Source organism: Rhizobium sp. P2_G9 (genome assembly GCF_056403475.1).
On the sequence record NZ_JBFUFK010000029.1, the window covers coordinates 36,327 to 48,282 of the forward strand.

Sequence of the window (11,956 nt, forward strand, 5' to 3'; positions counted from 1 at the left end):
TTTTTCCCGTCAATTCGTTTTTGTTTTTTCGCGCATCAGGAAGCGGGCGATGAGGATCAGTATCAGCGAGGCGACCAGCACCATGGTGGCAATCGCATTGATTTCCGGCGTCACACCGCGCCTGATCGAGGCGAAGACGTAGATCGGCAGCGTCGTGTTGGAACCCGCGACGAAGAAGGCGATGATGAAATCGTCGAAGGAGAAGGTGAAGGCGAGCAGGAAGCCGGCGAGGATCGACGGCAGGATCTGCGGCAGCACGATTTCGCGGAAGGTGGTGATCGGTGTCGCATAGAGATCGCTCGACGCCTCGACGATGTCGCGGCCGAGACCGGCAATGCGGGCTTTGACGATCATCGTCACCAGCGCCATGGTGAACAGGCCGTGTGCTGCGATGATCGAGCCGTAACCGAGCTGGATTTTCGGCGGATGATCGCCGGGCCAGATGAAGGCGATGGCAGGGTTCAGGACGCTGAACAGGGCGACGAGCGCAACAAGCGTGGCAATGCCGATGACGACACCGGGCACGACGATCGCGGCGGCGAACAGGCCGTCGAACACGGCCCTTGTGCGAGCGCCCAACCGCTCAAGGCCGATTGCGGCCATGGTGCCGAAGATCGCGGCGAGAGCAGCGCTGGTGAAGGCGATGAACAGGCTGTTCTGCAGCGCCTCGGTGAGAAAGGTGTTGGACAGCGCCTTGCCATACCACTGCGTCGAGAAGCCGACGAACTCGCTGGCATTGCGGCCGGAGTTGAACGAGAACAACACGATCAGCGCGATCGGCGCGTAGAGGAAGAGATAGACGGCAGTCACCAGTGCGCGCATCAGACGAGATCCACCTGACGGGTGCCGGCAACGCGCCAGGCGATGCGCATGGCAATCAACAGCACGACGACCACGACCGCGACAAGAGTGACAGCGATGGCTGAGCCGAAGGGCCAGTTGCGCGATTGCAGGAAGAGATCGACCAGCGCGTTGCCGATGAAGAAGACCTTGCCACCGCCGAGAAGCTGCGGGATCAGGTATTCGCCGAGCAGCAGGATGGTCACCAGCGCCACACCGGTCATGACGCCGGGTAGAGAGAGCGGCAGGGTGACGCCGAAGAAGGTGGCGAGCGGCTTCGCGCCGAGATCGGCCGAAGCTTCGAGCAGGCGCCGATCAAGCTTTTCAAGGCTGACATAGATCGGCATGATCATCAGCGGCAGATAGCCATAGACAATACCGAGCAACACCGCGCCGGGCGTGTTGATCAGCCGGACATTCTCGATGCCGATGAATTCGAGCAGATGCGGAATGCCGCGAGCGCCAAGGATATACATCCAGGCATAGGTGCGGACCAGCATGCTGGTCCAGAAGGGCACGACGACCAGCGAAACGAGCAGCAGCCGGCGCTCAGGGCTCGCCTTGATGGCGAGATAATAGGCGACGGGATAGGCGACCAGCAGGCAGGCGGCGGCGCCGATCGGCGCCAGGATCAGCGTGTTGACGAAAGCGGTTGCGCGCGAGCCGAGATTGGCGAATTGTTCGAACGTGAACGCCGCCTGATACCCGCCCTCCGGCGCCCGCTTGCCGACCGAGAAGACGATGATGGCGATGAACGGCAGGACCAGGAAGAAGAACAGCCAGAGGCTCGCCGGTCCGACGAGGACGGCGGTGACGAGGTGTCGTTTGGTGGCTGGCTTCAGGGGCATCTAAGTTTTCGTTTTTCCGGGTCATACTATTTTTGGTCGGTGGGCGAGACACCCCCCTCTGCCCTGCCGGGCATCTCCCCCTCAAGGGGGAGATCGACTCGCGGTGGCCGCTCGCCCCGATCTCGACGCTTCGATTGAGGCGAGGAGCATGCCTCTTGCCAATCTCCCCCCTTGAGGGGGAGATGTCCGGCAGGACAGAGGGGGGTGACCTCGATCACAAGAGCTTAAATCAAGCCGACTTGAACCGCGCCATCAACTCTGCCCGGCCTGGATCCGTCAGCGTCACGGCAGCACCGAATTCCAGCGGCGTCAGCGAAGCCTCATCCGGATAGACGATCTTGTTGGCGGTGATTTCTTTCGGCAGAAGCGAAATAACGCGGCTGTCGGTGGTCGGCGCGCCGTTGGCGATGTGCTCCTTCACCGCATTCTGCGGATCCATCAGGTAGTTGAGCAGCGCATAGCCGGCAGCCTTGTTGGGTGCGTCCTTGGGGATCGCGTAATAGTCGGTCCAGATCTCGCCGCCGTCCTTGCCGAGGATGTAGGCAATTTCCGGGACGTCGCGATTGAGCTGGGCGCCGTCATTGGTCCAGCACATGGTGATCCAGGCATCGGTCGAGCGCATGGACGGCTGGTAGTCGGAATTGATGGCGAAGAGGTGCGGCTTGACCTTGATCAGCAGTTCCTCGGCCTTCTTCAGGTCGTCGGCCTTGATCGAATTGAAGTCGAGACCGAGCGAGACCAGCGCGCTGCCGATCGTGGTCAGCTGGTAGTCATGCACCATGCCGCGGCCGTCGGCTTCCGTCTGCAGAACCTCGAAGAAGTCCTTCCAGCTGGTGAGCTTGCTCTTGATCTTTTTGGTGTTGACGGAGAAGCCAGTCGTGCCCCAGTTCTTCGGTACTGCATAGGTCTTGCCGTCGATCTTGCCTTCCTTGGTAAAGCGCGGATTTTCCGTTGTCGTGCTGAAGTTCGGCAGCTTGGACAGGTCGAGTTCATCGATCAGGCCGAGCTTGTGGTAGGTCGAGATGGTGTAATTGGTCGGCACGAACAGCGACCAGCCCGAGGCGCCGGCCTGCAGCTTGGCGAGCATTTCCTCGTTGGAGCCGAAGACGTTGACTTCGACGGCGACGCCGGTCTTGGCCTTGAAAGTCTCGAATGTGTTGGGGTCGTGGTAGTTCGGCCAGGTGGCGATCGACATCTGCGTGCCCAAGTCTTCAGCATAGGCCGGCGTGGCAAGCACGCCGGGAAAGCGCGACATGACGGCGGTCGCGAGACCAAGGCCGGTGATGCCGAGGAAGGTGCGGCGGGTGATCGAGCCGCGCTTCAGGCGCATGAACTCGTCCATGAAGCCTTCTGATGTGATCGGCAGATTGTCCTTGTAGTCCTTGCTCATGATGCTGTTCCCTGTTTTGGTTTATGCATTTGACGCTGGAAAAATGTGGGCCGCCCTGGGGTCGAAACTCAGCACGACCGGCTCGCCCGGCGCGGCGAGATCGGATACGTCGATGGCGTTGCGCTCCGTGGTCACCAGGACGTCGCCAAGTCCCGGAACGGCGACGGCGTATTCGGCCGAAGAGCCGAGGAAGATGCGGTGCGTGACGGTGCCTTTGAAGGAGGGGCCGGTTTCGACGGCGCTGCGGGAAATCCGGATCGCTTCGGGCCGGATGGCGACGATCGATTTTCCGGATGCCGGCGGAACTTTGCTGCCAGGCGCCAGAACCGAGCCGTCGGCGAAACGCAGTGTGGCGCCATCAACGTCGGTCGTGGCCTCGAAACGGTTGGTCTTGCCGACGAAATCGGCGACGAAGAGATCGGCCGGATGGTCGTAGACTTCCTGCGGCGTGCCGAGCTGGCGGATGCGGCCGGCGCTCATGACGCAGACGATATCGGCCATGGAGAGCGCTTCTTCCTGGTCGTGCGTGACCAGCACGAAGGTGATGCCGAGTTCGCGCTGCAAAGTCTGGAGCTCGATCTGCATGGCCGAGCGCAGTTTCTTGTCGAGTGCCGCGAGTGGCTCGTCGAGCAGCAGCACGGAGGGACGATTGACGATGGCGCGGGCGAGCGCGACACGCTGCTGCTGGCCGCCGGACATTTCGTGGATGCGTCGCGTGGCGAAACCGCCGAGGCGGACCATTTCCAAAGCTTCGCCGACGCGGCGGGTTATCTCGGCCTTTGCTAGCCGTGGCCGCTGCTGGCGCAGGCCATAGGCGACATTCTGCTCGACATTGAAATGCGGGAACAGCGCGTAATGCTGGAAGACCATGTTGACCGGACGGCGATAGGCTGGCACGCCGTTCATCTCCTGGCCGTTGATCAGCACCTTGCCTTCACTCGGCTGCTCGAAGCCGCCGATCATTCTGAGGCACGTGGTCTTGCCGCAGCCGGAAGGGCCGAGCAGGGCCAGGAAGGCGCCCTTCGACACATTCAGGTTGATGTCCGTTACGGCAGTCACCGGGCCATAATTCTTGGTGACCGATCGGAACTCGATATCGTTCGTCAGAGCGGATGTCACGTCAGTTCCCCGCGGTTGGTCATAGCGGCAGTCTTGGCTGCCTTGCCACCGTCTTTGACCGAAGACTATGCCCGGGGCTTCCGCGAGGTATATACCCCGAGAGAGGTATTTTCTCAGAAAATGTCTCAGGCAAGGTGTATATCGGCAAGAGTGGAGGAAGACGATTGCGATGATAGGCAAGAACGGATGAGCGTGGATCTGGAGGCGCTGCTGGATGGTTTTGCCGCGACGGTCGGCCGCGCGTCGATGCCTGACGCTGAGTTCGGCGAGACGTTCCGCCAGATGATGGCGGCGCTGGTGCGCTTCGATTATGTCGTCGTTTTCGCCTATCGCGGCAAGGAGCGGCCGATCGATCTTTACAGCACCTTCGATCCGGAGGAGCATATCGTCTTCGTGACACTCTACCAGGCCGGGCCCTATCTGCTCGATCCGTTCTACCACACGGCGCGCGAACGCCGCGCCGGCTTGTTCCGGATGCGGGAACTGGCGCCGGACCGGTTCTTCTCCAGCGAATATTATCGCAGTTATTATGTGCAGACCGGGCTTGCAGAAGAAGTCGGCTTCTTCGTTACGCTGGATGACGACGTCACGGTCGTGCTGTCGCTGATGCGGCGGGAGAAGACGGGACCGTTTCCCGCGGCCGAGTTCGTGCAGCTCAGGAAAGCGGAAGCGCTGGTGTCGGCTTTGGTTCGGCATTTCTGGTCCGGTCTCGGACCGCGCTTCGACGCCAAGCTCGATGCCGGCGCGCGCACCGGCCGCAAACGCGGCGTGAGCGGCACGTCACTACCGGCGGCGGATACGGTGTGGCGCGACCTGAAGCTCACCAGCCGCGAGATGGCGATCGTCGATCTGGTACTGCAGGGGCATTCGTCGGAGTCGATCGGGCTGAGGCTCAATATTTCGACGGGGACGGTGAAGGTCCACCGGCGCAATGTCTACCGCAAGCTCGGGATTTCGTCGCAGACACAGCTTCTGTCGATCTATCTGAGCACGGTCGGGCGGCACTAGCCACTAGATCGTGCGACCTTCCAATGAAGATGATTCGAGGCAGAACGGGGCGTTTTCACGTGCTTGTGAAAGCCGGCGAATGCGTAAGATTACAAAGACTTAATGATGCTTGCCGGTTTCGTCATATTCTGACGAATATTTCAGGTTTCGAACGCCTTTATTAGCGATAATTAACGTGCGGCGGCTCTCTCGCGATGTATATTTCTCCTCGAAAGCTGGGGCCTGACGCCGATGTGGCGGCAGAGCAAGACAGCTGCCATCGAGGCAAGCCTCGCAGGACATCGTGGAGACGCTCATGCGCTCTGTTATCGAATATCGCCATCGCTGTGCGACGGATGGGCGGCAAGCACTTCCATAAGGACTGACAGGCGGCCCCGGCCGATCGGCTTCTGATCACGTCGGCGGCTTCTTTTCAATTTCATTCCCGCAGTTGATCCGCCGTCACGAGACCGGCGGCAAGGTCCTCTGCGCTCATTTTCCAGGTTCAACAGGAGACGTACCAATGACCTCAGTATTCGCCAAGCATCGGATTGCCGCCCTCGTCGGCGTCGCTCTCATCGCAACGCCACTCGTGGCGTCCGCCATGATCACCAATCCCGCCGCGACACCGGTTATGACGACCACGACGAATGGCATGACGTCGTTTGCGCCGATCGTGACGGCCGATAAGCCGGCGGTGGTGACGATCACCACAAAGATGAAGGCGGCCAATGTCGAATATGACGGCAATTCGCCGTTCGGTGGCAGTTCGCCTTTCGACGAGCAATTCCGCCAGTTCTTCGGCCAGCAGGGCATTCCCATGCCGCAGCAGCGCCAGCCCATGGCGCAGGCGCTCGGCTCCGGCTTCATCATCGACGCGAACGGCATCATCGTCACCAACAACCACGTCATCGATGGTGCGGTCGATATCAAGGTGACGCTGGATGATGGCACCGAATTGCCCGCGAAACTGATCGGCGCCGATCCGAAGTCGGACCTCGCCGTGCTGAAGATCCGCGCCTCACGCCAGCTTCCGACGGTGAGGTGGGGCGATTCCGATCACATGAATGCCGGTGATCCCGTGCTTGCCATCGGCAATCCATTCGGCCTCGGCACGACGGTGACGTCGGGCATCGTGTCCGCCCGTGGCCGTGACCTCAACAATGGCCCGTATGACGATTTCATCCAGGTCGATGCGGCGATCAATCATGGCAATTCCGGCGGACCGCTGATGAACAGCCAGGGTGAAGTGGTCGGCATCAACACCGCGATCTATTCGCCGAATGGCGGCAATGTCGGCGTCGGTTTCGCCATTCCGTCGAACGAGGCGCAGAGTATCGTTGCCAAGCTGATCCAACATGGTTCGATCCAGCATGGTGTCATGGGGGTGGTGATCCAGCCGGTGACCCAGGATATCGCTGATGCCATCGGCCTCAAGAACGCTGGGGGCGCACTGGTCGCCAAGGTCAATCCGGACTCTGCGGCCGCCAATGCGGGCGTCAAAAGCGGTGACGTGATCCTCAGCCTCGATGGCAAGACGATCAAGACCACCAAGGACCTGTCGCGCTTCGTCGCCGACATAACGCCCGGCACACGCGAGCAGATGACGCTGTGGCGCAATGGCGAGAGCAAGGACCTGTCGATCACCATCGGCGGCGACAAGACCAGCACGCAGGCCGCTGAGAATGATGGGCAGGACGACGGTTCCGTCGAGCCCGCCAAGCATATGCCTTCGATCGGCATCGGCTTGGGCGACCTCGACAGCGACGCCCGCCAGGCGCTGAACCTGCCGTCGAATGAGCATGGCGCCGTGGTCGAATCGGTCAATCCCGACAAGACTGCCGCCGCTGCTGGCATCCAGACGGGCGACGTGATCGTCGCGGTCAACCAGAAGCCGGTCGCCAATGCGCGCGAAGCACGCAATGCCGTTGTCGAAGCGGCCAAAGCCGGCCGCAAGTCTGTCCTGCTGCTCGTCGAGCGCAGCGGCGGCCAGACCTTCATTGCCGTGCCGTTCGGTAACGCGTAAGCGGCGGCGGAAGCGTCTGCATTCTCCGGGAGAGGCGGCCCCTGCCTCTCCCTTTTTGCGTTTTTGCGCCTCGGCGGTGGGACGCCTGCTGCTAACGCATGCAGGTCATGTCAGCGATCAGCGCCCGCTCCGGACGTTCGACCAAGACTATTCGTCGAAAAGCGCGACAGCGCGGCACCAGCCGGCGGAAGCCCCCTTGATCTTCACCGGCAGGCAGGAGACGGTGAAGCCCCTGGCAGGCAGTCCGTCCAGCCGTGTCAATTTTTCCATATGCAGGAAAATGCCCTCGCGGCCGGCCTTGTGGCCTTCCCAGATCAGGCCAGGGTCATGCGTTTCGGCATAGCGTTTTGCCGTATGGATGAACGGCGCATCCCATGACCAGGCGTCGGTGCCGGTGATGTGCACGCCTTGGGACAGGAGCCACAGCGTTGCCTCGCGGCCGACGCCGCAGCCGCGTCCGACGTAGTCCGGCCGGCCATAGGCCGCGCCGGCAGCCGTGTTGATCAGGACGATGTCGAAGGGTTGGAGAGCGCCGCCGGTCTTTTCGACGGCGGAACGGATTTCGTCGACGGTTGCAACATGGCCGTCGGCGAGATGGCGCAGGTCGAGCTTCACGCCGGGCCGGATGCACCAGTCGAGCGGCACCTCGTCGATCGTCCAGGCCCGCTCGCCGCCATTCATGGTCGAGGCAAAGTGCCAGGGCGCATCGAGATGGGTGCCGACATGCGTGGTCAGCGTCAACTGTTCCACGGCCCAGCCTTCGCCGCCCGGCAAATCCGCAATATCCAGCCCGGGAAAGAAACGCGCCATCTCCGCGCCGCCATCCTTGTGGCCGGAATAGGTGATCTTCGGACCAAGCCCCGGCGGATCGGCCGGAATATCGTTTTCGATGGCGACGGATAGGTCGATGATCTGCATGAGAAATCTCCTGATATGGCGGGTGCGCGGCAAGGCATCCCCGTGCCTGTCAACGTCAGGCGCAGGTTTTAGTGGCTGACCGGCATCAAGGGAAGGTACAACATGCGTCAGGCGCGGATCACCGTCTGCGCGATGGTGCCGAATGGCGCGGTGCCATCCGGCAGCCGGGCCTCCATCCGCACCCGGTCTCCCCAGGTGAGGAACGGGGTTTTGGCGGCCCCATGGTCGAGCTGTTCGATGACGCGGATTTCGGAAATGCAGGACGAGCCGGCGGCACGATCGGCATTGGATACGGTGCCTGAGCCGATGATTGTCCCGGCCGCCAGTTTTCGTGTCCGCGCGCAATGGGCGATGATTTCGGCGAAAGAGAAATGCATCTCGGCGCCGCCGGCGTGGCCGACCTCGCGGCCATTGACCGCGACATGCAAGGGCAGCTTGATGCGGTTGTCTCGCCAGTGAGGCGCGATTTCGTCCGGCGTGATGGCGACGGGTGCAAAGCCGGTCGAGGGCTTTGCCTGCAGCCAGCCGAAGCCGGATCGCATTTCGCGCGGCCCGAGGGCGCGTAGCGACCAGTCGTTGATCTGCACCAGCAGGCGAATATGGCCGGGTGCTGCCTCGGCATGTGTGCCCATCGGCACATCGGAGAGGATGACGCCGAATTCGCCTTCCATGTCGATGCCCAACCTGTCGTCGGGAAATTCGACATCCGCGACGGGACCGCGAAAATCGTCGCTGGCGCCCTGGTAAACGAGAGGGATCGTCTCGAAATCGGGATTTGGCGGATTGCCGAATGCCTTGTCCATCAGCCGCCCATGATTGAGAAAGGCGGAGGCGTCCAGCCATTGCGGCGCTCGGGGCAGGGGTGCGAGGCAGCGTGCGGGATCGAAATCGACTGCGAATGCTTCTTCGTCGGCATTCAGTCGCTCATAGAGTGCCGCGAGGCGGGGTGAAGCCTGATCCCATGTTTCGAGAGCCTCGATCATTGTCCGCGCAATACCGACTGCGGGAACGGCCCGCCGGAGATCGCGTGACGCGACCCACAATTGGCCATCGCGGCTGCCGTCGTGATAGGTGGCAAGTTTCATTGTCCCAAATCCTTTCCTATGCGACGGCGCCGGAAGGGACGGGTGCCATCGCCGTCTTTGCCCTGGTGAACAAGGTGATCGACACGAGCGCCACCAGAACGGCCGCCAATCCGAGCGCGCCGAAGCCGAAATGCTCGCCCAGCGCGCCGCCGATGATCGGGCCAAGAGCCGCCCCGATCATCAGCATGGCCGGCGTGGCGGCCACGGCCCGTCCCGACGGATCGAGCCGGGCGAGAAGGCCGAAGGCGAAGGTATGGGTGAAAATCTGGACGGCCACGAACACGGCAGCAGCAGGAGCCCAGACGGGAAATACCGTCGCCATCGTCACGACGATCGCGAGCAGAGCCTGCACGGCCGGACCAATCTGAACGACGCGCGTGGCCGGAACACGTTTCTGCAGGATCGCCGCCAGGGGTGCCGGTAATAGGAAATTGATTACGCCGAGAGCGACGAGAACCGCAAGCACGCTGCCTGTCTCGAAACCGCGCGCCTTGCCGATGACCTCGACGAAGGAAAACACCATGGCCTGATTGAAGGTCATGACGCTGATGCCGAGGATCGTGAACCAGGTCGCGCGGTTGAATGAGCTGTGCTGCTCGGCCTCGAAGGCAGGCGGATTGCGAAACAGGATGGCGCAGGCAATCGCAGCGATCGCCATCACGCCTGCAAACACCTGGAACAGGACCGGACCGCCCCGGACGATCAAAAGCTGCGGTATGGCCGCGAGAAGGACGATGCCGGAAAGCCCGATTGCCAAACCGGCGAAGGCGAAGAGACGATGCGGGTTTTCGGAATGGCCCATCGTTCCATGCACCATGGAAAGAGCCGTGCCGACCGAGAGGCCTGCCAGCAGATGAAAGCCGGCAAGCGGCAGGAAGCTCGCCTGCGTGGATGCGAGGAAAAAGAAGAGCGCTGCGGCGCCAAAACCCGCCGTCGCCACCAGGCGCTGGTTCAGCCGGTTGAGACGCGGCGCGACCACGGCGCTTGCGGCAACTGCGCCCAGGAGGAAAAGCGTGGCCAGCCCACCGGCCTCCTGCGCACGAAACCCGAAGCGTTCGACCAGCGCTCCGACCCAGACCGGAAGGGCAACCAGGTCGATCATCCCCGCGCAATGGGCGATGATCAGCGCGACCATGCCTCCAATTCCAAACTTATGTCCTGACATATTCCCCTCCCGATCGTCTGTCAGCGGCCCGATTGCGCGACGTCTCCAATCGTCGGCAATCCGGCGGTCATATTGCTTCCGCCAAGGTCTTCATCGATATCAGCATGATGGCTGCGTGTTCCTCACGGCTGCCGCCGGTGATCTCGATATCCGCCAGCTTTCCGGAATTCTCGACCACCATCCGGCAGCGTTCCCAGCGGCGCGCCTCGAAGCCCATGAGCGCCGCTTCAAGCGAGGTGCCGGTTGCGACCTCTTCTGCCAGCACCACGGCATCCTCGATGCCGATGCAGGCGCCGGCGGCCAGATGCGGCGTCGTGGCATGCACGGCGTCGCCGATCAGCACGATCCGGCCTTTGCTCCAGGGCCTCGGCATCAGCATCTGCTCCAGCGGCCGGTAGACGATCTGATTGCTTTCGCTGAGTGTCTCGGCAATGTGCCGCACGGTGGGCGACCCGAAACGGTTGAGCAGGCCACGCATGGCGTCGACGAAGGTTTCGGGCGCAACGAAATCGTTGGTCGACTTGTCCTCGGTCAGGAACAGATAGACCGTGTCTGCCGTCACCCGATTGACGCCGGCCTTGAGCTTCGGCCCCATCCACATCGTCGTGGTTTCGATGCCCGCCGGCCTGGGCAGCACGGCGCGCCAGACCGATTGGCCGATGAAGCGCGGCTTCGGCGCCTCGGGAAAGCATTTTGTCCGGACCTGGGAATAAAGGCCGTCCGCGCCGATGATCAGGTCGTAGCTGCGCTGCGATCCGTCGGTGAAGGTGACTACGGCTGCCTCCGGTGTCTGCTCGATGTCGGTGAAGGTGAGGCCCAGGCGGACATCCACCTTTTCCTTCCGCACCGCCTCCTTCAGGATATCGGCGAGCGCCGGGCGCATGATCGCCGCACCGCCCGGAACATCCGGACCCGCAACCCGCGGCGTCGGCAGCGTCACCAGCACCTTGTCGTCCGGGCCGCGCAGGTCCACACCATCGGTTGCATAGCCTTCTTCGAGAAAGCGTTCGAGCAAGCCAAGGCCGCGCAGCACGCGCAAGGTGGAGCCGTGCAGGCTGATGCCCGCGCCATAGGACCGCCAGCCTGGATCGATCTCCACCAGGTCAACTGCAATGCCTTGCCGGGACAATTGCAGCGCTGCGGTCATGCCCGAAAAGCCGCCGCCGATGACAAGCGCCGTTTTCACATCAGAATTCATGATATCCTCCTCCTACGGGCGATCAGCGACGAACACGTCGCCGCGCGCGCCGATCACCAGCTCCACTTTCCTGAGACTTTGGCCCAGACAGGGCCCGAGCACGCATTTGCCGGTTTCGATGTCGAAGAGTGCCCCATGCGAATGGCAGGCGAGATGCGTGCCCTCGCCGTTGAGATAGGCATCCGCCTTCCAGGCCATCGGGGTGCCGCTGGCATAATGCGGGCAGGCGTCGAGCCAGCCGAACAGGCGGCCACCGCGGCGGGCGACGATCACCTTGCGCCGCCACGACGGCGCCGGGGTGAAGCCCCGCGCCTCGCCCTCGGCGATGTCGCTTGCATGGCATAGCCGAAGCAGGACCTGTGCCTCTTCCATGACCATGC

Annotated in this window: 11 protein-coding genes; 2 read left to right on the plus strand and 9 right to left on the minus strand. The window is 62.4% G+C overall.

Annotated elements, in window-relative coordinates:
- Nucleotides 1-9: 9 nt before the first annotated feature.
- The 4 genes from AC1DYF_RS22955 to AC1DYF_RS22970 form a co-directional block, all read right to left on the minus strand.
- Nucleotides 10-822: an ABC transporter permease gene (locus tag AC1DYF_RS22955; RefSeq protein WP_477879086.1), complete on the minus strand. Its 813-nt coding sequence runs from the start codon at nt 820-822 to the stop codon at nt 10-12.
- On the minus strand, nt 822-1,688 hold the full coding sequence (locus AC1DYF_RS22960; RefSeq protein ID WP_477879087.1) for an ABC transporter permease: 867 nt from the start codon (nt 1,686-1,688) through the stop codon (nt 822-824). Before AC1DYF_RS22960 ends, AC1DYF_RS22955 begins: the two co-directional genes overlap by 1 nt.
- A gap of 229 nt (nt 1,689-1,917) precedes the next feature.
- Nucleotides 1,918-3,078, minus strand: a complete 1,161-nt coding sequence (locus AC1DYF_RS22965; protein WP_477879088.1) for an ABC transporter substrate-binding protein — start codon at nt 3,076-3,078, stop codon at nt 1,918-1,920.
- Between the two features lie 21 nt (nt 3,079-3,099).
- The gene (locus AC1DYF_RS22970; protein WP_477879089.1) at nt 3,100-4,197 is read right to left on the minus strand and encodes an ABC transporter ATP-binding protein; all 1,098 of its coding nucleotides are present in this window, start codon (nt 4,195-4,197) and stop codon (nt 3,100-3,102) included.
- A gap of 186 nt (nt 4,198-4,383) precedes the next feature.
- Between AC1DYF_RS22970 and AC1DYF_RS22975 the strand changes: the two genes are divergently transcribed.
- Nucleotides 4,384-5,205: a helix-turn-helix transcriptional regulator gene (locus AC1DYF_RS22975; RefSeq protein ID WP_477879090.1), complete on the plus strand. Its 822-nt coding sequence runs from the start codon at nt 4,384-4,386 to the stop codon at nt 5,203-5,205.
- A 502-nt stretch (nt 5,206-5,707) separates the two neighbouring features.
- Nucleotides 5,708-7,210 (plus strand): DegQ family serine endoprotease, encoded by a 1,503-nt coding sequence (locus AC1DYF_RS22980; protein WP_477879091.1) that lies wholly within the window; start codon nt 5,708-5,710, stop codon nt 7,208-7,210.
- A 147-nt stretch (nt 7,211-7,357) separates the two neighbouring features.
- Here the strand turns inward: AC1DYF_RS22980 and AC1DYF_RS22985 are convergent, their stop codons facing one another.
- The 5 genes from AC1DYF_RS22985 to AC1DYF_RS23005 form a co-directional block, all read right to left on the minus strand.
- Nucleotides 7,358-8,128 (minus strand): cyclase family protein, encoded by a 771-nt coding sequence (locus AC1DYF_RS22985; RefSeq protein ID WP_477879092.1) that lies wholly within the window; start codon nt 8,126-8,128, stop codon nt 7,358-7,360.
- Between the two features lie 107 nt (nt 8,129-8,235).
- Nucleotides 8,236-9,213 (minus strand): fumarylacetoacetate hydrolase family protein, encoded by a 978-nt coding sequence (locus tag AC1DYF_RS22990; RefSeq protein WP_477879093.1) that lies wholly within the window; start codon nt 9,211-9,213, stop codon nt 8,236-8,238.
- 16 nt (nt 9,214-9,229) lie between these two features.
- Nucleotides 9,230-10,348: an MFS transporter gene (locus tag AC1DYF_RS22995; protein ID WP_477879094.1), complete on the minus strand. Its 1,119-nt coding sequence runs from the start codon at nt 10,346-10,348 to the stop codon at nt 9,230-9,232.
- A 97-nt stretch (nt 10,349-10,445) separates the two neighbouring features.
- A complete protein-coding gene (locus tag AC1DYF_RS23000; protein WP_477879095.1) occupies nt 10,446-11,576 on the minus strand; it encodes an FAD-dependent oxidoreductase in 1,131 nt (376 codons plus the stop codon).
- A gap of 12 nt (nt 11,577-11,588) precedes the next feature.
- Nucleotides 11,589-11,954: a Rieske (2Fe-2S) protein gene (locus AC1DYF_RS23005; protein ID WP_477879096.1), complete on the minus strand. Its 366-nt coding sequence runs from the start codon at nt 11,952-11,954 to the stop codon at nt 11,589-11,591.
- Nucleotides 11,955-11,956: the final 2 nt, after the last annotated feature.

What these genes read in the sequence shown, in the direction of transcription:
- AC1DYF_RS22955 (WP_477879086.1), bottom strand. Translation starts at nt 822, where the DNA reads ATGCGCGCACTGGTGACTGCCGTCTATCTCTTCCTCTACGCGCCGATC.
- AC1DYF_RS22960 (WP_477879087.1), bottom strand. Translation starts at nt 1,688, where the DNA reads ATGCCCCTGAAGCCAGCCACCAAACGACACCTCGTCACCGCCGTCCTC.
- AC1DYF_RS22965 (WP_477879088.1), bottom strand. Translation starts at nt 3,078, where the DNA reads ATGAGCAAGGACTACAAGGACAATCTGCCGATCACATCAGAAGGCTTC.
- AC1DYF_RS22975 (WP_477879090.1), top strand. Translation starts at nt 4,384, where the DNA reads ATGAGCGTGGATCTGGAGGCGCTGCTGGATGGTTTTGCCGCGACGGTC.
- AC1DYF_RS22980 (WP_477879091.1), top strand. Translation starts at nt 5,708, where the DNA reads ATGACCTCAGTATTCGCCAAGCATCGGATTGCCGCCCTCGTCGGCGTC.
- AC1DYF_RS22985 (WP_477879092.1), bottom strand. Translation starts at nt 8,128, where the DNA reads ATGCAGATCATCGACCTATCCGTCGCCATCGAAAACGATATTCCGGCC.
- AC1DYF_RS22990 (WP_477879093.1), bottom strand. Translation starts at nt 9,213, where the DNA reads ATGAAACTTGCCACCTATCACGACGGCAGCCGCGATGGCCAATTGTGG.
- AC1DYF_RS22995 (WP_477879094.1), bottom strand. Translation starts at nt 10,348, where the DNA reads ATGGTCGCGCTGATCATCGCCCATTGCGCGGGGATGATCGACCTGGTT.
- AC1DYF_RS23000 (WP_477879095.1), bottom strand. Translation starts at nt 11,576, where the DNA reads ATGAATTCTGATGTGAAAACGGCGCTTGTCATCGGCGGCGGCTTTTCG.
- AC1DYF_RS23005 (WP_477879096.1), bottom strand. Translation starts at nt 11,954, where the DNA reads ATGGTCATGGAAGAGGCACAGGTCCTGCTTCGGCTATGCCATGCAAGC.